Source organism: Tabrizicola piscis (genome assembly GCF_003940805.1).
Lineage (GTDB): Bacteria > Pseudomonadota > Alphaproteobacteria > Rhodobacterales > Rhodobacteraceae > Tabrizicola > Tabrizicola piscis.
Window position 1 is genome coordinate 2,114,344 of record NZ_CP034328.1, and the last position, 22,351, is coordinate 2,136,694.

The 22,351-nt window shown below is 63.8% G+C and carries 21 protein-coding genes; 17 read left to right on the forward strand and 4 right to left on the reverse strand.

Translation table 11 applies throughout. The features are described 5' to 3' along the window. The first annotated feature begins 108 nt into the window (after positions 1-108). Positions 109-966 (forward strand): aromatic amino acid exporter YddG, encoded by an 858-nt coding sequence (gene yddG, locus EI545_RS10335; protein WP_125325398.1) that lies wholly within the window; start codon positions 109-111, stop codon positions 964-966. Here the strand turns inward: yddG and EI545_RS10340 are convergent. The 3 genes from EI545_RS10340 to EI545_RS10350 form a co-directional block, all read right to left on the reverse strand. Next, the gene (locus EI545_RS10340) at positions 963-1,130 is read right to left on the reverse strand and encodes a YdcH family protein (RefSeq protein ID WP_125325399.1); all 168 of its coding nucleotides are present in this window, start codon (positions 1,128-1,130) and stop codon (positions 963-965) included. The two genes, yddG and EI545_RS10340, sit on opposite strands and share 4 nt — an antisense overlap. 96 nt (positions 1,131-1,226) lie before the next feature. Next, entirely contained in the window at positions 1,227-1,985 is a 759-nt protein-coding gene (locus tag EI545_RS10345; RefSeq protein ID WP_125325400.1) for a tRNA1(Val) (adenine(37)-N6)-methyltransferase, read from the reverse strand. Then, positions 1,985-2,200 carry a putative signal transducing protein gene (locus EI545_RS10350; protein ID WP_125325401.1) on the reverse strand — a complete coding sequence of 72 codons (216 nt, stop codon included), beginning with the start codon at positions 2,198-2,200 and terminating at the stop codon, positions 1,985-1,987. Before EI545_RS10350 ends, EI545_RS10345 begins: the two co-directional genes overlap by 1 nt. Before the next feature lie 54 nt (positions 2,201-2,254). Between EI545_RS10350 and EI545_RS10355 the strand changes: the two genes are divergently transcribed. The 14 genes from EI545_RS10355 (at position 2,255) to EI545_RS10420 (ending at position 19,407) form a co-directional block, all read left to right on the forward strand. Further along, on the forward strand, positions 2,255-3,262 hold the full coding sequence (locus EI545_RS10355; RefSeq protein ID WP_125325402.1) for a polyprenyl synthetase family protein: 1,008 nt from the start codon (positions 2,255-2,257) through the stop codon (positions 3,260-3,262). Between the two features lie 279 nt (positions 3,263-3,541). Continuing rightward, a complete protein-coding gene (locus EI545_RS10360) occupies positions 3,542-4,366 on the forward strand; it encodes an FHA domain-containing protein (RefSeq protein ID WP_125325403.1) in 825 nt (274 codons plus the stop codon). After that, the gene (locus EI545_RS10365; RefSeq protein ID WP_245989938.1) at positions 4,347-5,399 is read left to right on the forward strand and encodes a PP2C family protein-serine/threonine phosphatase; all 1,053 of its coding nucleotides are present in this window, start codon (positions 4,347-4,349) and stop codon (positions 5,397-5,399) included. The genes EI545_RS10360 and EI545_RS10365 overlap by 20 nt, the downstream gene beginning before the upstream one ends. A gap of 18 nt (positions 5,400-5,417) precedes the next feature. Continuing rightward, positions 5,418-7,628 (forward strand): hypothetical protein, encoded by a 2,211-nt coding sequence (locus EI545_RS21545; protein ID WP_125325404.1) that lies wholly within the window; start codon positions 5,418-5,420, stop codon positions 7,626-7,628. Positions 7,629-7,762: 134 nt separating this feature from the next. After that, complete coding sequence (locus EI545_RS10375) at positions 7,763-9,835, forward strand: dynamin family protein (protein ID WP_125325405.1); 2,073 nt, start codon at positions 7,763-7,765, stop codon at positions 9,833-9,835. A 30-nt stretch (positions 9,836-9,865) separates the two neighbouring features. Further along, complete coding sequence (locus EI545_RS10380; RefSeq protein ID WP_125325406.1) at positions 9,866-10,822, forward strand: dynamin family protein; 957 nt, start codon at positions 9,866-9,868, stop codon at positions 10,820-10,822. A gap of 28 nt (positions 10,823-10,850) precedes the next feature. Continuing rightward, positions 10,851-11,222 (forward strand): hypothetical protein, encoded by a 372-nt coding sequence (locus tag EI545_RS10385; RefSeq protein WP_125325407.1) that lies wholly within the window; start codon positions 10,851-10,853, stop codon positions 11,220-11,222. 33 nt (positions 11,223-11,255) lie between these two features. After that, the gene (locus tag EI545_RS10390) at positions 11,256-12,206 is read left to right on the forward strand and encodes a hypothetical protein (protein WP_125325408.1); all 951 of its coding nucleotides are present in this window, start codon (positions 11,256-11,258) and stop codon (positions 12,204-12,206) included. Positions 12,207-12,332: 126 nt separating this feature from the next. Beyond that, a complete protein-coding gene (gene nagA / locus EI545_RS10395) occupies positions 12,333-13,448 on the forward strand; it encodes an N-acetylglucosamine-6-phosphate deacetylase (protein WP_125325409.1) in 1,116 nt (371 codons plus the stop codon). A gap of 124 nt (positions 13,449-13,572) precedes the next feature. Continuing rightward, entirely contained in the window at positions 13,573-14,415 is an 843-nt protein-coding gene (locus tag EI545_RS10400) for a flagellar motor protein MotB (RefSeq protein ID WP_125325410.1), read from the forward strand. Between the two features lie 110 nt (positions 14,416-14,525). Continuing rightward, positions 14,526-15,848: a flagellar hook protein FlgE gene (locus tag EI545_RS10405; protein WP_125325411.1), complete on the forward strand. Its 1,323-nt coding sequence runs from the start codon at positions 14,526-14,528 to the stop codon at positions 15,846-15,848. 6 nt (positions 15,849-15,854) lie between these two features. Further along, positions 15,855-17,318, forward strand: coding sequence for a flagellar hook-associated protein FlgK (gene flgK / locus EI545_RS10410; RefSeq protein WP_125325412.1), 1,464 nt, complete (start codon positions 15,855-15,857; stop codon positions 17,316-17,318). After that, positions 17,315-18,316, forward strand: a complete 1,002-nt coding sequence (locus EI545_RS10415) for a flagellin (protein ID WP_125325413.1) — start codon at positions 17,315-17,317, stop codon at positions 18,314-18,316. Before flgK ends, EI545_RS10415 begins: the two co-directional genes overlap by 4 nt. Further along, a complete protein-coding gene (locus EI545_RS10420) occupies positions 18,313-19,407 on the forward strand; it encodes a flagellar basal body P-ring protein FlgI (protein ID WP_125325414.1) in 1,095 nt (364 codons plus the stop codon). The genes EI545_RS10415 and EI545_RS10420 overlap by 4 nt, the downstream gene beginning before the upstream one ends. A gap of 6 nt (positions 19,408-19,413) precedes the next feature. On the opposite strand, the gene EI545_RS10425 is transcribed toward EI545_RS10420, so the two are convergent. Beyond that, complete coding sequence (locus EI545_RS10425) at positions 19,414-20,241, reverse strand: VOC family protein (RefSeq protein ID WP_125325415.1); 828 nt, start codon at positions 20,239-20,241, stop codon at positions 19,414-19,416. A gap of 551 nt (positions 20,242-20,792) precedes the next feature. Here EI545_RS10425 and EI545_RS10430 point away from each other — a divergent pair. Together EI545_RS10430 and EI545_RS10435 are read left to right on the forward strand one after the other, a co-directional pair. Next, positions 20,793-21,407, forward strand: coding sequence for a ribonuclease D (locus EI545_RS10430; protein WP_125325416.1), 615 nt, complete (start codon positions 20,793-20,795; stop codon positions 21,405-21,407). Further along, positions 21,388-22,344 (forward strand): KpsF/GutQ family sugar-phosphate isomerase, encoded by a 957-nt coding sequence (locus EI545_RS10435; protein WP_125325417.1) that lies wholly within the window; start codon positions 21,388-21,390, stop codon positions 22,342-22,344. The genes EI545_RS10430 and EI545_RS10435 overlap by 20 nt, the downstream gene beginning before the upstream one ends. Positions 22,345-22,351 lie beyond the last annotated feature (7 nt).

Genomic DNA, 22,351 nt, shown 5'->3' on the forward strand with positions numbered 1-22,351 from the left:
TCATCTTCTGCGGGCGTGATTTCTGCGTGCGGGGCATCGCGGTCGGCTGGACGTTGCCCGCGGGTTGATGCAGGAACGGGCCGGGGCAAGATCTTGCAGGGGCAGGCGATGACACAGGGCAAGGCGACCGCCATCGGCTTCACGGCGGTTCTGATGTGGTCGCTGCTGGCTTTGTTCACTATTGGATCGGCCCCGGTGCCGCCCTTGCTGTTGAACGCGATCTGCTTCGGGATCGGTGGGCTGATCGGGCTGTTCTGGACCTTGCGCCAGGGCTTTGGCGTGCTGCGCGGGGTTGGCTGGAAGGTCTATGCCTTTGGAACGGCGGGGCTTTTCGGCTATCATCTGCTATATTTCACCGCCTTTCGCCTTTCGCCCAGCGCCGAGACCGGGCTGATCGCATACCTTTGGCCCCTGTTCATCGTGTTGCTGTCCGGCCTGTTGCCGGGGGAACGGCTGCGGGCGCCGCATGTGATGGGGGCGGTCATTGCCTTTGCCGGTGCGGCGGTGATCGTGCTGGGGCGCGGCGGTGGCGAAGGATCGGCCTTGGGGCTGGTGCTGGCGTTTTGTTGTGCGCTGACCTGGGCGGGGTACTCGGTCCTGTCGCGGCGGCTGGGCGATGTGCCAACCGAAAGCGTGACGGTGTTCTGCCTGGCGACGGCGCTGTTGTCAGGGCTTGCGCATCTGGCACTTGAGGAAACGGTCTGGCCCGTCGGCGCCCTTGGCTGGGGCGCGGTGCTGGCGCTTGGGTTGGGGCCGGTGGGGGCTGCCTTCTTCACCTGGGATATCGGGATGAAGAAGGGGGACATCCAGCTTTTGGGCGTCGCGTCCTATGCCGCGCCGTTGCTGTCTACATTGGTTCTGGTCGCAGCCGGCATCACGCCGCCAAGCTGGGCCATCGCAGTGGCCGCGGTTCTGATCACGGCGGGTGCGGCGCTGGCCGCGCGGGCCAGCGCCAAAAGGCCCTAGTGCTGGCTAAGGCGCGAAATTTCTTCCTTCAGGCGCAGTTTCTGCTTCTTCAGTTCGGCAATCTTCAAGGCATCCGAGCCTGGGCTGCGCTGGGCCTGTTCCACCATTTCGGAAAGTGTGTCGTGCTTCCTGCGCAGTTCCACCAGATGCGATGCGATCGTCATGGTCGTCCTCCTTGGTTGCCTATAAGTTGAGTGCACCACGAAAGCCGAGTCGTGTCATCCCTTGTTACAAGGCTGTGACGGAATGATGCAGAGGATTCAGCGAAAAGACGCCAGAAGATCGGCGCCCTCACGCAGAACGGCGTTGGCCAGCGGGGTATAGCTTTCACGATCGCCATCATGCGCGGGGCCTGCGTGGATGACGAAGGGTGCCAGTAACCGAAAGGCGGCACGGCCACCCTTGCGCGCCTGCAGGATGATGCGCAGCGCGGGGCGGCCTTCCCGCGCCGCAAGCGGCAGGACGGCCACCGAGCCCAGCTTCGTGCCCATGGCCGACAGAATCTGCGGCAACCCGTCGGCACCGCAGATCATCGTCAGCCACCCCCCCGGGCGCAGGCGGCGGCTGGCGGCGCTGACCCAATCCGATAGGGGCGTTGCCACCTGCATGGCCCGCGCCCGACCCGGGATGGGCGATGGCGAGCCTCCGGTCGCGTAGTAGGGCGGGTTCGCAATGACATGGTCGAAATCGCGCCTCAGGGCCGTGGGCATCCGGGCAAGGTCGCCGTCATGCACCTCAAGCGCAAGTTCGTTGCGGTCGGCGTTCTGGCGGGCCAGTGCGGCATAGTCTGGCTGAATCTCCAGCCCCGCAAGGTGAAGACCGGGCACCCGCCGGCCAAGGCAAAGGGCTGCTGCCCCCGCCCCGCAGCCAAGGTCAAGCACACTGTCGCCGGATTGGGCCGGGCAGGCGGCGGCCAGCAGGACCGGATCGGTCGCCGCGCGGTAGCCTTTCAGCGGCTGGAGCAGGCGCAGGCCACCGCATAACAACTTGTCATCCGATAGCTCATGCGCCGCAAACATCAGGCGCTGGTCGCGATGTCATTGTCGCGCAGGACTGCTGTGGCGCGGAAATGGTCACGGTCCGCGACCATCAGTCGCTGAGGCAGAATTCCAAGGCTTCCGTCGAGGATGCTCATGTGGACGTCCAGCGGAAAGGTGGCTATACCCTCGCCTTCCAGAAGGTGCGTGGCGAAGGCGATCATCGTAGGGTCCGTCGTGCGTAGAATTTCCTTCATGGAACGGAGTTAACCCCGCCCTTGCGGTTGGGGCAAGAGCGGCGAAGGGCGGGTATGGACGGGTCAGGCGAAGCAAAGGCAAAACCGCCGCAGGACCGGCTGGCCGACTGGCTGGCCGAAGACATGGCGGCCGTGAACCGGCTGATCCGGGAACGAATGGCCTCGGAACACGCGCCTCGCATCCCCGAGGTCACCGCCCATCTGGTCGAGGCCGGGGGCAAACGACTGCGGCCGATGCTGACCTTGGCGGCTGCGCGGATGCTGGGCTACGCGGGGACCGACCACCAGAAGCTGGCAGCCACCGTGGAGTTCATTCACACCGCGACGCTGCTGCACGATGACGTGGTGGATGAAAGCCAACGCCGGCGCGGGCGACCCACGGCCAATCTTCTGTGGGACAACAAGTCTTCGGTTCTGGTCGGGGACTACCTGTTTTCCCGCAGCTTTCAGCTTATGGTGGAAACCGGAAATCTGCAGGTGCTGGACATTCTTGCCAATGCCAGCGCCACGATTGCCGAGGGTGAGGTGTTGCAGCTGACCGCAGCACAGGACCTGCGGACGGATGAGCGGATCTATCTGCAGGTCGTGCGCGGCAAGACGGCGGCCCTGTTCTCGGCTGCGACCGAAGTGGGCGGCGTGATCGCTGACGCGTCTGAGGCACAGGTGCGCGCGCTGTTCGACTATGGGGATGCTCTGGGGATTGCCTTCCAGATTGTCGACGACGTTCTGGATTACGGCGGGACGGCGGCAGTCATTGGCAAGAATACCGGTGACGATTTCCGCGAACGCAAGCTGACGTTGCCCGTGATCCGTGCCGTGGCTGCCGCCTCGGCTGACGAGCGGGCCTTCTGGGTCCGGGTGATCGAAAAAGGTGACCAGCGCGAGGGTGACCTTGAAGAAGCGCTGGCGATTCTGCGCCGCCACGGGGCGATCGAAGCCGCCCGTGACGAGGCGGTGGCCTGGGCAGCGCGCGCCAAGGCAGCACTAGACAACCTCCCGGCGAGTGACCTGCGCGATATGCTATCTGAACTTGCGGATTTCGTCGTCGAACGGGTTTCGTGAACAGATTCAACGCAGCTGAATCGTGAAATGACCGAAATCGGATCACTTTTTAGCCAAAGTCTATGTGTAGATTTTTAGACAGGATCGATGTTTTATTGCCGTCCGGGGTGCTGTTGCAAATCAGGTGATCCGGGACGGGAATTGTGGATGGATACCGGAGCATCGGGCTTTTGCCGCAAGCAAAGTCCCAATAGCCTGGAGGTGGAGCTTCCAGGTTTTCGTGGTGGTGTGTGATTCGTAGTAAACCCTGCGCGTGAGGCAGGGAGGGAGTGTAGCAGAATGAGCTTTTTCGACTGGCTCTTGCGCCGAAAGCCAAAAGGTCGTCCGCGGAACGCGCAGTTCCGTGGGTCCGAGTCCGAGCAGATCATGGCAACAAAGGCGGCCATCGAAACGGTGGCAGTTGGTGACGGTCCGGCTGCCGGGCGGTTCCCGAAACTCACCGACAGTGCCCCCGAGGTGCTGACCCAGACGCCGACCAGCGCGGTCGTGGCCAAGGATGGGCCAGTGCCCGCCGTGAATATCTGGGACATGGAGGCAGAGCCTGAGGCCGCCCCAGCCCCCATACAGCGTGGCGCAGGAATTGAAGGCAGCCCGCGCAGGCGCCCGACCCGGACCAAGACGCGCGTTCTGGGCTTCGAGCCGCAACCCGCGTCAGTCGTGCCGCTGTTCGACGAAGGCCGGATGGAAGAAGAAGGCCAACCGGGAAGCAAGGCCAACATGGTCATGTTCCCGACGGGCTGGCTGATCATCAAGGCCGGCGCCGGGCGCGGGGCGGTGTTTCCGCTTGCGCAAGGCGTGTCGCAGATTGGCCGCGGGACGGACCAGACGGTTGCGCTGGATTTTGGCGACATGGCGATTTCGCGGCAGAACCATGCGGCGATCGCCTATGACGCGGCGACGCATCAGTTTCACGTCGGCCATGGCGGCAAGTCGAACCTTGTCCGGCTGAACGGCAAGCCCCTCTTGTCGACCGAACCCCTGGTCGACGGTGACGAGATCCAGATTGGCGAGACGACGCTTTTGCTGAAGGTGCTCTGCACGCCCGCGTTCAACTGGTCGGCGGCCGAGGCCGGGGGAGACGGGCATGATATGGCGATCGCGTGAGCCGCGCTATGACGTGGCTTCCGGCATAAGCCAGGGCGCGCGCGACTATCAGGAAGACGCGATCACTGCCGATTTCCCGGTTGGCTCGGAGGCGGGCTTTGTGGTGCTGGCCGATGGCATGGGTGGCCATGCGGCGGGCGACGTGGCCTCGAAGATCGTGCTGACCGAGGTTTATTCGGAACTGAAGTTCCACTTCGCCGATGTTCAGGCGTTCGAATCCCGCGCGCCGGAAATCCTGCGCGGGGTGGCAGAACTGGCCAATGACACGCTGCGCCAGCACACGCGCACCCACCCGGAGACGGACGGGATGGGGGCCACGCTGGTGGTGCCCGCGCTGGTGGAGAACCGGCTGTGGTGGATATCGGTCGGCGATTCGCCACTGTTTCTGTTCCGCAATGGCAAGCTGAGCCAGCTGAACGAGGACCATTCGATGGCGCCGCAGATCGACTTCATGGTGAAGTCGGGCCTGATGGATGCCGAGGTTGCGGCGAACCACCCGGACCGCAACTGCCTGATCTCGGTCCTGATGGGCACGCGGATCCCGAAGGTGGACTGCCCGGTCAAGCCGGTGGAGCTGCAGGCGGGCGACATCGTGATCTGCGCCTCGGACGGGTTGCAGTTCCTGACCAACGCGCAGATCGAAAAGCTGGTGGGCAAATACAGCAAGAAACGCTCGACCGAGATTGCCGAGCGTCTGCTCGAAGAACTGACCCGGCTGGACGATCCTGACCAGGACAACATCAGCTTCACCATCATCAAGGTCAACGACGCCAGCGTCCGTCCCCGCGAAATGCGCCCCGCCCGACCCGCAATGACCGTCACCAGACCCAAACGCTTGACGACCGTCGTCGCCGAGCCGATGCTGATGGCGACAAATGCGCCCCCGGTGCAGCCGGTCAACCTGACCCCGGCACCGGAGGATCATGCTGCTGCGGCACCAGTGCCACCGCAGCGCCCGCGCGTCGTGGAAGTGAAGATGGACGATCTGTCCGATATGCGCATGCGGCCGCGCCGCGTGATCGTCGTGAAGTGAGGCGTCTAGAAGTGAGCAATGGCTGACGAAACCGGCGAAATGACGGTTGCCCAACGGCTTGGTCACCTTTTGGACCGAGGACTTCTGCCTGCCGGCGGGCCGGCCGAGGCTGCCGAGCGCCTGATCGAGCGACTGGAACGTCCTGCCCGGATCGCTCTGCTGGGGCTGCCCGGGTCGGGAAAGTCGGCCATTCTGAACCTTCTCGCAGGGACCATGGTCGTTCCAGAAATGCTGCGGCTGCCGACCGTCATCGTGCAGCACGGGGCCGACGCGCGGATGCTGTGCACGCTTGCTGACGGCCGGACCGAAACTGTGCCGGGCAGCGATCTGTCCAAGGTGATGGCTCTGAACCCGGCCCTGGTGACGCTGGAGATGGATCTGGCGGCGCTGAAGGTGATCAGTCTGCTGGAAGTGTCGGCGGGGCCGATGGAGGCCGAACAGCGCCGTGCGGCCATCTGGGCCAGCAAGCGGGCTGATATTGTGATCTGGTGCACGACATCCTACCTGCCGAAAGAACAGATGGTCTGGGAAGGCATGCCGGATTCCGTCAAGGATAACGGCTTTCTGTTCCTGACCAAGGTTGACCTGCTTGGCAGCCGGGAAGCCGCGGCAGGGATGCTGGAACGGGTTGAACTGCGCGCGGGTGAAGAATTCCGGCAGGTGCTCTCGATCTCGGCCAAACAGGCGCGGTCGGCATTGCAGGCCGCTGGGGGTCTGGACCGCGACATGTTCCGCGACAGCGGGGCTGCGGCGGTGATCAGCACGATCAAGACGCGGGTGCAGATGGCCCGACGCGCCGACACGGACATGGCGGAACTGCTTCTGGCGCGCCATGTCGAGGCAAGCTCGATCGTCGCGAAGCGCTTTGCCGACCCGGAGCCTGACGAGACCAACGCACCAACATGGACCCCGCCACCCGAAGAGGCGCCAGCGCCCCGTGTCGCGGATCTGCCAGAGCCCGAGCCAGAGCTGCCGGACATGGTGGCCGAGATGATGGTACAGGATGCGGCGGCGTCGGAAGCCGAGCTTGAGCCGGAGCCCGTACCGGCAGCAGAGCCAGAGCCAGAACCAGAACCAGAGCTTGAACCCCAGCTGGAAACTGCGCCAGAGCCGGTTGCCAAAATTGACCGTCGGGTCAAGCCTGAGGTTGTCGATGAATCCGTGAAAGCCGCGGAACCGGTGGTATCGCTTGGCGGCAAGCGGTTTTCGGATCGGATCAAGCAGCTTCCTTTGCCAGAGGATGCACCCGCAAACGAGAAGGTTCCGCTGCGCACGACCTGGAAGTCGCGGAATGACCCTGCCAGTGCCAAACCGAAATCGGCTGCCGAATCGGCCCCGCCAACGCCACCCGTATCCGTGGCGAAGCCAGCGGTGGAAACGGAGAATGCCGGAACCGGGCCGGATGATGCGGTGATTGCCGCGATGCTGGCGGCCGCCGCTGCGCCGTCCCAGACGCGCGTGGCGCGTGAGCGGCCTGCCCGTGACAGCGTTGCCGCAAAAGCACCTGTTGCCGCCCCAGCCCCGGCGGAACGATCCGCGGGTCCGCAATTGTTCGGGGCACGCAAGCCTGCGGCCGAGGCTCCGGTCGATCTGTCTGCCCTGCGCGAACGCGGCGACGGTGCCCCGGTCGCTGAAACAGACGCGCCTCCATCCGAAACTCCAGCCCGTCAGCCGCGCGTGGCCGAGCCGGTCGTCCGGATCCGCGCCACCCCCGGCGTGCGGTCGCCCGCCGTGCAGCCCGCCGAACCTGCCGAGCCGATGCCTGCGCCCCGGGTTGCCGTGCTTCGTGACCGTAGGCCAGATCCCAGCCCCGAACGGACCGAGCGGCGAGAGCGCCCCCGCATTGCGGCGCGCGTGGCGTCAGCCCCGGTTGCGCCCCTTGCTGCGGCCGCCGTGGCCGGGCCGATCCCGGCAAGCGAGCAAAGCCTGCTGGATCAGGCGATCGACCTTATCATCAGCCGGTCGGCTGCCTTGACCGAGATGCTCGACCCCGATGAAAAGCGGCCGATCGACATGATTCTTGAACACGGGCGCGAAACGACGGAACAGGTCATCGACCTTTTGTCGCGCGGCGGTTCGGCGGCGTTGCGGCGAATCAACGGCGATCTGGGCGAGGTGCTTGATCTGATCATGCTGATGCAGCTGGAAAAAGGGCATGCGCCCGCTGACGACACGGTAACGCTACTGCTGCAAATTCGTCGTGATCTGGAAACATTGCGCGCGGCTTGATAGCATTACAAGCCGAAGAATCGACAGAAACCTGCCCAATTCGGACCACTTTCCCAACTTATGTCATGATTGCGGGGACTTGCGCCGTTCTGTGTGCCATATAAGTGGTTTGGGGCGGAAGTTGTGAGGATATCATGGGACTTGGCGCCATAGTTCAGGACGATGAACCGGCTCTTGAGGCAGCTGTGCCTGCCGGAGTCGCGCCGGACGTTGCGCTGAAGCGCAGCTTTCCGGGCCTTGGCCGCATTGCTGAAGCAAATCAGCAATTTGAAGATGTTTTGCGCGATTTCGTGACGATGGCGGATGCCGACACCTCGAAGAAGGTGACGCGGATCCTGCAACAGGTGCGTGAGGTTGAACCCTCGGTCACGGTGATCGGGCAGATCAAGGCGGGCAAGACCTCGCTGATCAACGCCATGATCGGAGAGCCGGGGCTGCTGCCGACGGACGTGAACCCATGGACGTCAGTGGTGACGTCGCTGCACATCAACACCCCCAGCCCGGAACTGAACGTCAAGGCGAAGTTCAAGTTCTTCGACGGCGCGGAATGGGACAAGCTGGTGTCGAACGGCGGCCGGATCGGCCAGCTGGCGGCCCGCGCTGGCGCTGATGACGAGCTTGAAAAGCTGCGGCTGCAGGTCGTGGCGATGCGCGAAAAGGCGCAGGCCCGGCTTGGCCGCAAGTTCGAGATGCTGCTGGGCACCGAACACCGCTATGGCGCGGTCGATGACGCGCTGCTGCGCCGCTATGTCTGCGTGGGCGATGAAGAGCTTGGCAGCGCCGACCAGGGCCGTTTCACCGACATCACCAAATCCGCCGACCTTTACATTGAGCGGGAGGACATTCCCGTCCTGCTATGTGTGCGCGACACGCCCGGCGTGAACGACACATTCATGATGCGCGAACAGATCACGATCAACGCCGTGCGCGACAGCCGGTCTTGTATCGTTGTCCTGTCGGCTCATCAGGCGCTGACGACGATGGACATGGCGCTGATCCGCCTGATCGCGCATCGCCAGTCGCGTGAGATCATCATTTTCGTCAACCGGATCGACGAACTGCCCGACCCGGGGGCGCAAGTCCCCGAAATCCACAAGTCGATTCTGGAAACGCTGGAAAAGAACAACGCGCCGCAGGATATCGACATCATCTACGGCTCGGCCCATTGGGCGAACGCCGTGCTGCTGGGCCAGATCGACGAGATGACCGACGACTCGACCGAGTCGGCGATCAACTGGACCCGCGCCGCCTTTGCCGACAAGATGAACGACTGGACGGCGGAACAGCTGGTCTGGCACGCGTCCGGGGTGCCGGCGCTGCTGGATGCGCTGGGCCAGCGGATGTACGAAGGCCCGGTGCATGAGGCGCTGCAGAAATCCGCGCGGCAGGCGCTGAACCTGGCGCAGTCGCTGGACGTCGTCGATCAGGTCCGCATCCTGGAATCCGATGGCCAGCTGAACCGGACGATGACGCCCCAGCAATTGGACGCAGAACTGCGCCATATCGAGGCGGCTGCCGAAGAAAAGCTGACGCATCTGACCAACAACGTCTGCAAGGATTTCACCAACCGCATCGACCAAAGCTATGAGCGGTTTCTGGAGCGCGCGACCAACAGCCTGATCGAACATCTGCAGGCCAATGGTGAGGATGCGACCTGGCATTACAGCCCCTTGGGTCTGCGGATGCTGCTGTCGTCCAGCTATCAGGTTGTGCTGAAGAAGATGCACGCCATCGCGTCCGAGGTGAACAACGAAACCGCCGTCAAGATTGCCGACCTTTACGGCAAGACCTTCTCGATCACCGTGGAAGGCTTCAAGATCGAGACGCCGGTCGTGTCCTACATTCCGCCGCCGATCAACCTTGGCCAGACGATTGCGCTGGACCTTCAGGTCAGCTGGTGGAAGGGCTGGTGGCAGCGCCGTCGCGGCTACAAGGCCTTTGCGCAGGACTTCTACAACCTGATCCGGGCCGAGACTGACCCGATCATCAATGACCTGAAAACCATCCAGATCGGCCTGTTCCGGGAACGCACCCAGACCACGCTGCGCGACTTCCTGCAGGAACAGCGCGAATTGCTGATGAGCGCGCTGGCCAGCTCGGAAATCTCGATGGACGAAATGAAAGAACTGTTCGGCGTGAATGCCTGGGAAGACCGGCAGGAATGCCTGGCGTCGATCATGGACGAACTTGGCATCTACGCCGAGTAAGCCCTGGCCGCGCAGGAAAGGACGATACGAATGCCGATGACCCGCAAACCCCGAATCGCCATCATGGGCGAATTCAGCTCGGGCAAAAGTACGCTCTGCAACGTGCTGATGGGGGCAAGGCCGCTGCTGGAAAAGGTGACGGCCACGCAACTGCCCCCGGTCTGGCTGTCTTACGGGCCGGATGACGCCTATACGATGGGTCTGGATGGCGTTGCCTATGATCTGGACGTGGCCGATCTGGTCAACGTGTCGCTTGAGACGACGGAACATGTCCGTATCTTCATGAAAAGCGATATCCTGCGGTATTGTGACCTGATCGACATGCCCGGAATCTCGGACCCGTCGATGTCGCCGGAAGTATGGGAACGGATGGCCCATCTGGCGGATGGTGTGCTGTGGTGCACCCATGCAACCCAGGCCTGGCGGCAATCGGAATCCGGCGTCTGGTCGACATTCCCGGCCGAAATGCGGAAGAACAGCCTGCTGCTGATCACAAGGTTCGACAAGATCCTTGGCGACAAGGACAAGGCCAAGGTGCAAAAGCGCGTCGTGTCCGAAGTGGATGGCTTGTTCGCGGACGTGTTCCCCGTCTCTCTCCTCAAGGCGATGACGGCGGGGGAGGACGAGACCAAATGGATCGACAGTGGGGCGCAGGCCTTTGCCAGCGCGCTGTTTGATCTGGTCCACCGCCTGATCGACGAAGGCTTTCCCGAACCGGGGGAAGAGGCGATGCCGCCAATCACCCCCGACCCGGCTGACCCAGGTGAAAGCGGGAAAAGCCTGATCGCCCGGTCGTTCGAACGGTTGACCGTCATTCGCAATACTCCGGTGATCAAGGTGATGCCGCGTCGCGTTGCGGCGGGGGAACGCCTGTTGCGCACCGAACGCCCGACCGAAGAAACGGGACCGGCAGTGGTGTCCTTCTCGGACCGCGCCTTGAACGCAGGGGCCGAGCCACGCGCGGCCGGTCGGTCACAGGGCCAGTAGGTCGGCAGGAACGGTTGGGGGCGGATAAGTGGGGATCAATGAAAGCCTTGGCGCGGTGATCAAGGCCTATCCGCAAACGCGTGTGGTGGCCTTTGCCGACCTGTCGGCCAGCATGATTCTGGCCAGCATGGGCAAGGATGACATCACGCAGGAACATCTTGACCAGCTGTGCCAACAGGCGCGGTCAAGCTTTGATGACCCGCTGTTTTCCCTTTCGGTCGAAGCGTTTGGCGAACCGCATGCCGCTGTGGTCATGGGTCCCGAAAGCCTGCGCGTCTATCTGCGGTCGGAAAGCGAACCAGCCGACGCGATGTGCTGCATCTGCGATCACGGTATTGACCTTGCGGGGTTTGTGACGAAGATCCGCGAAACCTTGGACAAGATTTCTGCCGGTGCGTGACATGGGAACATCCAGCCTAAGTCAGGCGAACCAGTGAACAGGGGCACCCTTCCGATCATTGCCCGTCTGCATGCCTTGCAGACAGCCGCCCGCATCGCCCCGGGTGGGGCACGGGTGATTGCGGCGATATCCGACGCGAATCCGCTTGCCGCCCTGCTGTGCGAAGTGAACGAAACCGTGCTGGGCCGCACATTGACGTTCGAATCCAGCGGCGGATCAAGCCTGTCGCTTGAGGTGTCGGGCCGCCGGGTCCTGCGTGTCACCGCCGCGAACGGCTTGCCCGGCGCGGAAAACACCCTTGCGGACGCAGTGCTTGATGACGACCACAAGGACGAGCTGATCAAGCTTATGCAGGCCGTTGCGGTTCCCCGACAGGAACTGCGGGTCTGGGCCCTGCCCATGACGCGTGAGGTGGATGGCGTCAGCGTGGGGTTGCCAGTGGCGCTGCTGGCGGACCTCTTGCTGATCGACCTCAACCCGCTGGAAGGCTCAACCCCCGCCGACCCCGTCGTCAGAACCATCCCGGCAGACGATCCCGCCAACCCGCCGACCCGCCGGACCAAAGCCGCACCGCCAGAACCGGAGCCCGAGCCCGAAGCCGAAAGCCCGGCGCCACCAGTCCAGCCACCCGCCGACATGCCTGCGGGCGGATCGTTCCTTGGCACCCTTGCCCGCGCAATCGGGCCGGAACTCATGGCCTGGCTTGTCGTCGGCGGCGAAGATGACGGCGCCACGGATGGCCCGGAAGAGATGGTGTCGCACCTGCAGGGCTTCCTTGATGACGAGGGCGAAGCGCTGAACCAGCAGCTTGATCAGGTTGCGACCCAGCCCCAAGGTCCGGTCTGCATCGTGCTGGGTGCCTCGCTGATCGAAGGTCACAGCATTCTTTGCGCCCGCATGAAGGACGGCATCCTTCTGGGCGTGATTGATGGGGATGCCACCGGAACGGTGCTGCGGGGCTGGGCCAGCGCGCTGCGCGGCTGACCCTCGGGGCTCTTTCCGTCCGCAAGTCTTGCCGAAAGGTCTGCCGATGCGACACACGAACCCATCGCTCCTCCGCCCGTCCATGCTGCCCTGCAAACATGGCAACCCAACTGGGTGCGTGGTCTGATGCCACAGATCTTCACCGGGGCAGATGTCTTTGACGGAACCACCCTGCACCGGTCCGCCACCTTGCGCGTGGTCGATGGGTGCATCGCAGGTCCCGGCCCGGGAGCTGAGGTCCGGCTGAACGGCGGCATCCTTGCCCCCGGCTTTCTGGACCTGCAGGTGAATGGTGCAGGTGGGCGCATGGTCGATGCCACCAGCACCCCCGAGATGCTGGCAGAGATGTGCGCCACCCACGCCCGCCTTGGCGCGACCGGCATCTTGCCGACGCTGATCACCGACACGCCCGAAGCGACGGCCCGCGTCATTGCCGCCGGGATCACTGCGGCGCAACGGCAGACCCCCGGCTTTCTTGGCCTGCATCTGGAAGGGCCGCATCTCGACCCACGGCGCAAGGGTGCGCATGATCCGGCGTTGATCCGTCCGATGACAGAGTCCGACCTGACGCAATTGCTGGATGCTGCAGGAAAGCTGCCCACCCTTATGGTCACACTTGCGCCTGAGGCAGCAACGCCCGACCAGATCGCCCGGTTGGCCCGCGCCGGGGTGATCGTCAGCCTTGGGCACAGCGATTGCAGCCACGCCCAAGCAAGTGCCGCCATCGCCGCTGGCGCCCGCTGCGTGACGCATCTCTTCAACGCGATGAGCCAGCTTGCCCCCCGTGAACCCGGCCTTGTCGGTGCGGCACTGACCGGTCCGGTTCACGCCGGGCTGATCGCGGATGGCATCCATGTCGCACCCGAAGCCATCCGGATCGCGATGGCCGCAGCGCCCGACCGGCTGTTCCTTGTCTCGGACGCAATGGCCGCGGCTGGTAGCGACCTGACCGAGTTTCGCCTGAACGGCAGGCGCATCCTGCGGCAAGGTGGACGGCTGACCCTGGAAGACGGCACTCTGGCAGGGGCCGACCTGACCCTGCCCCGCGCCGTATCCGTGATGATCGGCCTTGGCACCTCCACCAATGTGGCGCTTGCCATGGCCAGCGCCCGCCCGGCGGACTGTATCGGACGGTCAGACAGCCTTGGGCACCTCCAACCGGGCCGGGCCGCCGACATGGTGCATCTGGCGGCTGACGGCACCCTGCTTGGCGTCTGGCAGGGCGGAGAGCGCCGCGTTTAGCCATGGCCAACGCCCAGGCCTGACTGTGGCGCAAGAGCGGCTTTTCCCTAAAAACCAGCGGGTTAAGGCTTGGTAAAGGCTGCTTTGCTATCGCTTGTTCCGGGTGTGAATACGGGTGAATCTGATGGCAGCGCAAGGCAACGCGCCAGTCATCATCAAGCGAAAGAAGGTCGTTCAGGGCGGCGGTCACCACGGCGGGGCCTGGAAAGTGGCATACGCCGACTTTGTGACCGCCATGATGGCCTTCTTTCTGTTGATGTGGCTGCTGAACGCGACAACGGAAAAGCAACGCAAGGGGATTTCGGATTACTTCAATCCGACGATCCCGGTGAACCGCATTTCGGGCGGGGGTGACGGTGCCTTTGGCGGCGACAGTGTGTTTTCCGAAGACACCATGGCGAATTCCGGTACGGGCGCGCTGGACAGGAAGACGTCGGCCGCCGCCAGTGGTCAGGCCGGGGCAGAGCCGGGCCATGGGACGGCAGGCGAAGGTCGGGCACAGTCTGAACTTGAAGATGTCGAAAAGGCTCTGATCGCCCGGGGCGGCGAAAGCAACACGATGGAACGCCTGTTGCGCCATGTCGTCACCCGCGTCACTGATGAGGGGTTGGTGATCGAGATTTTCGATCTGCCCGACGCGCCCCTGTTCGCTGCCGAAACGGCCGAAGCTTTGCCCGTCACCCTTGCAATTATTGACCTTCTTGCCGAGGTGCTGAACCTTACCAGCAACGAAATCGCCGTCAGCGGCTTTCTGCGATCGCATCCGGTGACGTTGATCGACAATCCGGTCTGGGCCTTGTCCACCCAACGCGCGCAAGTTACCCGCGGCTTGCTGGAAAGCGCCGGGCTGGATGCTGGGCGAATGCAACGGATTTCAGGTTTTGCAGACCGAAAACCTGCCGTGGCAGTGCCCACAGCCATCCGGAACAACCGGATCGAGGTGACCTTGCTCCGCCGCGACCGCTGAGGTGTTCGGTCAAATTTTAGGTGTTTAGCCACAACCGTTAGGTCAGCGTTAAGTTGCCAAAGTGCAGTTTGGGCCCAGCAGGGTTCGAAGCAGCAGAAAGACGCTTTCCCATGACGATCTCTTCCTCGCTTAGCGCCGGCGTGGCCGGTCTGAACGCAAACGCAACGCGGCTTGCGGCAATCTCGGACAACATCGCGAACTCGGGAACCTATGGCTACAAACGTGTGCAGACCGAATTTGCCAGTCTGGTGATCACCGGATCAAGCGGGTCCGGGTCCTATTCCGCAGGCGGCGTTCGCGCGTCGACAACACGGTTGATTGACGAACGGGGCGATCTTGTCGGCACCTCGAACGCGCTGGACCTTGCGATTGCCGGGCGGGGAATGCTGCCCGTCGCGCAGCAAGTTGCGCTGGAAGATGGCAACGCCCCCTTGCTGATGACCCGCACCGGCAGCTTCCGACCCGATCCTGACGGCGTTCTGAAGACCGACTCTGGCCTTGTGCTGATGGGATGGGCTGCCAATCCGGATGGGACAATCCCGCCTGCCCCGCGCGACAGCATCTCGGGCATGGTGCCGATCGTGGTCAACACCAATCAGATGGTCGCCAATCCGACCAGTCAGATCGGCCTGGGGGTCAATCTGCCCGCCACCTACACTGTTGCGGGGTCAACAGCCGATGTTCCACCGCTGTCCGTGGAATACTTCGGCAATCTGGGCACGTCGGAAGCGCTTGAAGTTACTTTCGAGCCGATTGTGCCCGCCACCGGCGCCTCGAACCAATGGACGATGGAGATCCGTGATTCCGCATCTGGCGGCGCGCTGATCGGCGAATACACCCTGACCTTTGACGATACCAGCGGCGCGGGCGGTACGCTTGCCTCGGTCGCTGTCGTTTCCGGCGGTGCTTACGACCCGGTCGCTGGCACGGTGTCCCTGGCGGTGGCAGGCGGCCCGATGACAGTCACGATCGGAAGCCCGGGGGGATCAAGCGGAAGCCCGGGGGAACCAAACGGCATCACCCAGCTGTCTGATACTTTCGTCCCGCTGGCCATCACCAAGAACGGCTCGCCCGTCGGCACCCTGACCAAGGTGGAGATTGACCAGTCCGGCTATGTGAACGCCACATACGATACCGGCCTGACCCGGCGTCTGTATCAGGTGCCACTGGTCGACGTGCCGAACCCGAACGGCCTTCTGTCGCTGAACAACCAGACCTATCAGGTCTCGCCCAACTCGGGTGCGTTCCTGTTGTGGGACGCGGGGTCAGGCCCCACCGGCACGATCGAAGGCTTCTCACGCGAAAGCTCGAAGACCGATGTCGCGGCAGAGCTGACCAACCTGATCCAGACCCAGCGCGCTTATTCCTCCAATGCCAAGGTCATCCAGACGGTCGACGAAATGCTGCAGGAAACCACCAATATCAAACGGTAACAGGCGATGAGCATCACAGCAGCCCTCGGCTCGGCACTGACCGGCCTCTCAGCCACTTCGCGCCAGGCGGAAATCCTGTCATCGAACGTGGCCAACGCGACCACACCCGGCTACGCCCGGCGGGAGGTGGGCCTGCGCGCCGCCATTCTGACTGACAGAGGTCAAGGTGTGGCCATCACCGGCATCACCCGCGACGTGGACCGCCAGCTTCTCGCCGAACGCCGCCTTGCGCAGGCTGCCGACGGTGACCGCACGGTCCGGGCCGATTTTCTGGCCAGCGTCGAACGCGCTGTCGGCACACCCGACAGCGCCGGATCACTGGCCGCACGTGTTGACAGTCTTGACCAGGCGTTGATCGCCGCCGCTGGCCGCCCGGAATCTGAAGCGCGGCTTGCAACCGTCGCGAACGCTGCCCGCAGCCTGATCTCCGGCCTTGCCAGCGCCACCGATGACATCCAGGACGCCCGCACCTCCGCCGACCGCCAGATTGCCGCGCAGGTAGGCACCCTGAACAGCACTCTCGCCCAACTGGAGCGGCTGAACGATTCGCTTCTTGCCTTCACCGGCGCGGGACGTGACGTCTCGGCTTTGCTGGACGAACGCCAGCGACTGGTCGACACGCTCTCCAGCATCGTGCCGATCCGGGAAGTTCCGCGCGACATGAACCAGATCGCGCTCTACACGACTGGCGGCGCACCGTTGCTGGATGGCAAACCGTCCGTGTTTGCCTTCACACCCACCCTCTTGATCACACCCCAGATGACCCAGGCGTCAGGTGGTCTGTCTGGTCTCACGATCAACGACTATCCCTATGACACCGCAGGTACCGGCAGCCCCATCCTTGGCGGCACTTTGGCCGCGCAATTTGCCGTCCGCGATGACCTGGCAGTTTCCGCCCAAGGCAAGCTTGATGCCGTAGCCCGCGACCTGGTGGAGCGGTTTTCGGCCCCCGGTCTTGACGCCACTCTTGGCCCCGGTGCGCCCGGGCTTTTCACCGACAGTGGTGCCGCCTTTCTGCCCTCCGATGAAATCGGCCTTGCCGGGCGTCTGAAAATGAACGCCGCCGCCGATCCCACGCAAGGCGGCGCTCTCTTCCGGCTGCGGGATGGCCTTGGCGCTGCCACCGCAGGGCCACCCGGCAATGGCGCCTTCCTGAATTCGCTTCATCAAGCGCTGACGGTCGAAAAGCCGCTGGCCTCGACCGGTTTCATCGCCGGCAGTCGCGATTTTGCCACCCTGACGGCGGACATCCTTGCCGATACCGCGACGTTGCGGCTTTCGGCGCAGTCGGAACAATCCTTCGCCTCGGGCCGCTTGACTGCGCTGACAGATGTCGAGGCGCAGAACGGCATCGATACAGATCAAGAGATGCAGCAGCTTTTGATCATCGAAAAGAACTATTCCGCCAACGCACGAGTCATCCAGACGGTAAGCGATATGATCGATACTCTGCTCCGGTTGGGCGCATGACCCGCATTTCCGTCGGCGATGCCAGCATGACCAACATCCTCGCGCGCCAGGGTGCTGACCTGCGTGGTCAGGTCCAACGCGCCTCGAACGAAGTGGCGACCGGTCGCCATGACGACATCGCGCTTGTCCTTCGGGGCGACCTCACCCCCGTTCTTGCGATTGACGCCAGCCTGTCGCGGCTGGCGGCCTTCAAGACCACGACAACCGACGCAGCCTTTCAGGCAAGCACTCAGCAGACCACGCTGTCTGGCCTCTCCTCGCTGGCGGCCGGGATTACCACGACGCTGCTTGGCGCTATCGATTTTCCCACAACGGCACAGGTGAATGCTGTCGCCGCCGATGCCCGCGCCAGGCTGGAAAGCGTGATCGGCCTGCTGAATGCCCAGGCTTCGGGTCGTTCGGTGTTTTCGGGCGCTGCCACCGATACCGCACCGCTTGGCGCGTCTGACGATCTTCTGGCGGCACTGGAAACCGCCGCAACCGGGGCCACCACTGCGGCCGCCGTGGCTGGAGCCGTGGTCAACTGGTTCGCCGATCCTTTGGGTTACGGGACATTCTACCAAGGCGGTGACCCTTTGGCCCCCGCGCCCATCGCCCCAGGTGAAAGCGCAGACCTGTCCACGACCGCGCTTGATCCAACGATCCGCGACACGCTGGCAGGCTTTGCCATGGCTGCACTGCTTGACCGGGGGATGCTTTCCGGGAACGCAGTGGAACGGTCACGCTTGGCCCAGCGTGCCGGGCAAGTGCTGTTGACCAGCGAAGACAGCCGCATCGCCCTTACCGCAAAGATCGGCACGGTTGAGGCTCAGATCGAATCTGCTCGAACCCGCAATGCGGCCGAGGGTACTGCGCTTGGCATCCTGCGGTCGGACATCGGGTCCGCTGACCCGTATGAGGCCGCGACACGGTTGGAAACGGCCCGTGTGCAGCTTGAATCGCTGTACCTTGTCACCGCCCGCGTATCGCGGCTCAACTTGGTGGATTTCCTCAGATGATCCGATTGATTGCCGCCCTTTTTCTGATCGCCTCATCAGCACTGGCTGAACCGATCCGGATCAAGGATCTGGTCGAATTCGACGGCGTGCGTGGCAATGATCTGGTGGGCTATGGCCTGGTGGTCGGTCTGAACGGCACCGGTGACGGCATCCGCAACGCCCCCTTTACCGAAGAAATCATGGCAAACCTCCTGGAACGCCTGGGCGCCAATGTCACGGGCGAGGCGATCCGCCCACGGAACGTCGCGGCCGTTTTCGTGACGGCGCAGTTGCCACCATTCGCGCGGGCGGGCACGCGGATTGATGTGACGGTCTCGGCCATTGGTGACGCGAAAAGTCTGCTTGGCGGCACGCTGATCATGACACCGATGAACGGGGCAGACGGGCAGATCTATGCCGTGGCGCAAGGCACGATCATCGCGGGTGGGGTATCGGCCGAAGGGGACGCGGCCCGCGTGGTGCAAGGTGTCCCGACGACGGCGGGCGGCATCCCCTCGGGCGCAAGGGTTGAGCGTGAGGTGGAGTTTGACTTTGCAGGGCTACCGACCCTGCGGCTTGCGTTGAAATCGGCGGATTTCACGACCGCCGAACGGATTGAGCGCGCGATCAACGCCGAATTTGGCCGCCGCATCGCGGTGATGCAGGATGCGGGCACTGTTGCGCTTGATATTGCAGCCGCCGGGATGAGGTCACCCGCCCATGTCCTCAGCCGGATCGAGGGGATCCTCGTGCAGCCAGAGACCCGCGCGCGGGTGGTGGTGGATCAGCGGTCCGGGACCATCGTCATGGGGGCCGATGTGCGGATCAGCCGGGTGGCCGTGGCACAGGGCAACCTGACGCTGCGGGTCGAGGAAAGCCCTTTGGTCGTGCAGCCGAACCCGTTCAGCGAGGGGGAAACCGTGGTCGTGCCACGGTCAACCGCTGAAATCACCAAGGACGGGACCGGCCTTGCCGAGGTGCGCGGCGGCACAGATCTGGCAGAGGTCGTGGCCGGGTTGAACGCACTTGGCGTCGCGCCGCATGACATGATCGACATCCTGAAAAGCATCAACGCCGCTGGTGCCCTGCATGCCGAATTCCTGGTGAACTGACGCGGCTCAGGCGGCCTTTGGTTCAAGCGCAATGAGTGTGCCCCAGGGGTCCTCCATACGGTCTGCCCCGCCGCGCGCAATTATCCCTGCCTCGACCGAAGGGTCAGTCGCCAGTACCAGTTCGGCAAGCCCGGTGGACGGATAGCTGCGGCGACCGGCGCTGCGGCTGTTCCAGACATTTGTCGCGATGTGGTGGTGATAGCCACCCGCGCCATAGAAGGCCGCCCCCGGATAGCGGGCCATGACGGGCAGACCAAGGGTGCCGGAGTAGAAGGCCTCCGCTTCCGGAAGGGCGCCGACCTGCAGGTGAACATGGCCGACGACCAGCCCGTCGGGGGCGGTTGTCCAGGGGCCGTCTGCGGCCCGGACCAGAGCGTTCAGATCCAGCGCCTCGGTCGCCATCTTCACGGCACCGGTCGCGTCGTGCCAGGCGGAACGCGGGCGGTCGACGTAGACCTCGATCCCGTTGCCTTCGGGATCGGCCAGATAGATCGCCTCGCTGACCAGATGGTCCGATGCGCCTTGCAGGCGTAGTCCGGTGTCGGCGGCATGACGAAGCCAGCGCGCCAAGGCGGGGCGGTTGGGCATGAGGAATGCGGTGTGGAACAGCCCTGCATCATGCCGGGAGGAGCGGGCGGCAGCGGCGTCGGCCCGAAGTTCGATCAAGGTGCGACCGTCAACCCCCAGTCGGCGGAGGCCGGGTTCGGACGACAGGTCAGCCAGACCCAACGCCTGCCTGTAGAAGGCGGCCATGCCCTCGAGATCGTGGACGGTGAGGGCGATCCGGGAAATCTCGACCGGCGCGGAGGCAGTGGAGGGGGGAGGGCTGGACATAGGGTGGCCTTTGTCGGGCAAGGGAATTCGTGTGTGAATGTTGCGCCTGATGGGGGGGTGGGACAAGGGACGTGGGCAAACAGTGAGTCTCTTGAAATCCGCCAAGGGTTTGGGGTGTCCCGGGCAGGGACAGCGTTCGTTTTCAATCATTTCAATGGCTTGTCGGTAAGCATTTACCAAGCCTTAAGGCTTTGACAGGTACATTCTTCGCGGGGCCTCAGTCAGGTATCGGCGTCGGACGACAACGGATAGGCCACTTTCACCCGGACGAAGGACCAGCACTGCCCCGCACTCAAAGGGTCAGTTCCCGGGGAAAACGGGCCGCGTTCGTGACGACGGTCGCAGGCAGGGCAACCCAAGCAAAAGGGGGCCGCAACCCGCCCTTGGTCGGCCAAAAGGAAACGGGTCGGGTTTCGCCAACGACACGGAGGCCGAACGCCCATCACAGGACACGAACCACGCCACGCGTGCTGCAGCCCATGCCAGTCCCCCATGGTTGACCCCAAGGAGTGCCGGGCGTAATCCGTGGGACGCAATCAGGAGCGAGACCCGTGGCCATTCACCTGCACCAGACCGACCTTCCCGATGGGCTGACCCTTGGCCCGGTGGTGGCGATTGACACCGAAACGATGGGGCTTGACCCGCGCCGTGACCGGCTTTGCGTCGTGCAGCTTTCCGATGGGTCTGGAGATGCCCATCTGGTGCAGATCGCCAAGGGCCAGACCCGCGCCCCGAATTTGGAGCGGATGCTGGCTGATCCGGCGGTGCTGAAGCTGTTCCACTATGGGCGGTTCGACGTCGCGATGCTGAAACAGGCCTTTGGGGTGACGACTGCGCCGGTATGGTGCACCAAGATAGCGTCGAAGCTGGTGCGGACATTCACCGATCGGCATGGGTTGAAGTACCTGTTGGCCGATCTGGTAGGCGTCGACGTGTCAAAGCAACAGCAGACCAGCGACTGGGGGTCAGAGGTGCTGACCGAGGCGCAAAAGGACTATGCGGCGTCGGATGTGCTGTACCTGCACGCCCTGAAGGCCGAGCTTGAGGCGCGGCTGAAGCGCGAGGGTCGGATGGAATTGGCCCAGCGGTGCTTTGATTTCCTGCCAACGCGGGCCGAGTTGGACCTTCTGGGTTGGGACGAGACGCATGACATCTTCCTCCACTGACCCGCTGGCAACTGGACGCCGGGTGATCCGGCGCGAGGCCGGGGCGCTGGACGCCTTGGCGGATGCGCTGGGGGAAAGCTTTTCTGCGGCCGTCAGCCTTTTGATGGCGGCGAAGGGGCGGGTGATCGTCTCTGGCATGGGCAAGTCGGGGCATATCGCGCGGAAGATCGCAGCGACCTTTGCCAGCACCGGCACGCCTGCGCATTTCGTGCATCCGGCCGAGGCAAGCCATGGCGACCTTGGCATGGTGGCCGAGGGCGATGTGCTGATCGTGCTTTCCAACTCGGGTGAGACGTCGGAACTGGCGGATATCCTGGCCCATGCAAAACGCTTTGGCATCACGCTGATCGGGGTGGCGGGGCGGGAGGGGTCCACCCTGATGCGGCAGGCGGATGTGGGCATCCTGTTGCCGCAAGTGCCCGAGGCCTGTGAGACGGGGATTGTGCCGACAACATCAACCACGATGACCCTTGCCTTGGGCGATGCGCTGGCGATTGCGCTGATGGAACACCGCGCCTTCACGCCCGACCATTTCCGCATGTTCCACCCCGGCGGCAAGCTGGGCGCGCGGCTGTTGCGGGTGCGCGACCTGATGCACGAAAACCCGCCTTTGGTGCCCGAAAGCTTGGGCATGGGCGAGGTTCTGCTGGCCATCACCCGCAGCGGTTTCGGGGTGGTTGGCGTCACCGACAGCAAGGGCCATCTGGCCGGGATCATCACGGACGGTGACCTGCGGCGGCATCTTGAGGGGCTGATGTCCCACACGGCGGGCGAGGTGATGACCCACAACCCCCGCACCATCGGAACCGAGGCGCTGGCGGGCGAGGCGCTGGCCCTGATGAATGATGGCAAGATCACCTGCCTGTTGGTGACTGACGGCCCAACGGCGATTGGGATTTTGCATGTTCATGATTGCCTGCGCGCAGGGGTTGTCTAGGCGATGG

Excerpts from the sequence above, each read along its gene's own strand:
- EI545_RS10355 (WP_125325402.1), top strand. The coding sequence starts at position 2,255 with ATGGACGGGTCAGGCGAAGCAAAGGCAAAACCGCCGCAGGACCGGCTG.
- EI545_RS10340 (WP_125325399.1), bottom strand. The coding sequence starts at position 1,130 with ATGACGATCGCATCGCATCTGGTGGAACTGCGCAGGAAGCACGACACA.
- EI545_RS10405 (WP_125325411.1), top strand. The coding sequence starts at position 14,526 with ATGACGATCTCTTCCTCGCTTAGCGCCGGCGTGGCCGGTCTGAACGCA.
- flgK (WP_125325412.1), top strand. The coding sequence starts at position 15,855 with ATGAGCATCACAGCAGCCCTCGGCTCGGCACTGACCGGCCTCTCAGCC.
- nagA (WP_125325409.1), top strand. The coding sequence starts at position 12,333 with ATGCCACAGATCTTCACCGGGGCAGATGTCTTTGACGGAACCACCCTG.
- yddG (WP_125325398.1), top strand. The coding sequence starts at position 109 with ATGACACAGGGCAAGGCGACCGCCATCGGCTTCACGGCGGTTCTGATG.
- EI545_RS10375 (WP_125325405.1), top strand. The coding sequence starts at position 7,763 with ATGGGACTTGGCGCCATAGTTCAGGACGATGAACCGGCTCTTGAGGCA.
- EI545_RS10420 (WP_125325414.1), top strand. The coding sequence starts at position 18,313 with ATGATCCGATTGATTGCCGCCCTTTTTCTGATCGCCTCATCAGCACTG.
- EI545_RS10365 (WP_245989938.1), top strand. The coding sequence starts at position 4,347 with ATGATATGGCGATCGCGTGAGCCGCGCTATGACGTGGCTTCCGGCATA.
- EI545_RS10425 (WP_125325415.1), bottom strand. The coding sequence starts at position 20,241 with ATGTCCAGCCCTCCCCCCTCCACTGCCTCCGCGCCGGTCGAGATTTCC.
- EI545_RS10345 (WP_125325400.1), bottom strand. The coding sequence starts at position 1,985 with ATGTTTGCGGCGCATGAGCTATCGGATGACAAGTTGTTATGCGGTGGC.
- EI545_RS10400 (WP_125325410.1), top strand. The coding sequence starts at position 13,573 with ATGGCAGCGCAAGGCAACGCGCCAGTCATCATCAAGCGAAAGAAGGTC.
- EI545_RS10435 (WP_125325417.1), top strand. The coding sequence starts at position 21,388 with ATGACATCTTCCTCCACTGACCCGCTGGCAACTGGACGCCGGGTGATC.
- EI545_RS21545 (WP_125325404.1), top strand. The coding sequence starts at position 5,418 with ATGGCTGACGAAACCGGCGAAATGACGGTTGCCCAACGGCTTGGTCAC.
- EI545_RS10360 (WP_125325403.1), top strand. The coding sequence starts at position 3,542 with ATGAGCTTTTTCGACTGGCTCTTGCGCCGAAAGCCAAAAGGTCGTCCG.
- EI545_RS10350 (WP_125325401.1), bottom strand. The coding sequence starts at position 2,200 with ATGAAGGAAATTCTACGCACGACGGACCCTACGATGATCGCCTTCGCC.
- EI545_RS10415 (WP_125325413.1), top strand. The coding sequence starts at position 17,315 with ATGACCCGCATTTCCGTCGGCGATGCCAGCATGACCAACATCCTCGCG.
- EI545_RS10380 (WP_125325406.1), top strand. The coding sequence starts at position 9,866 with ATGCCGATGACCCGCAAACCCCGAATCGCCATCATGGGCGAATTCAGC.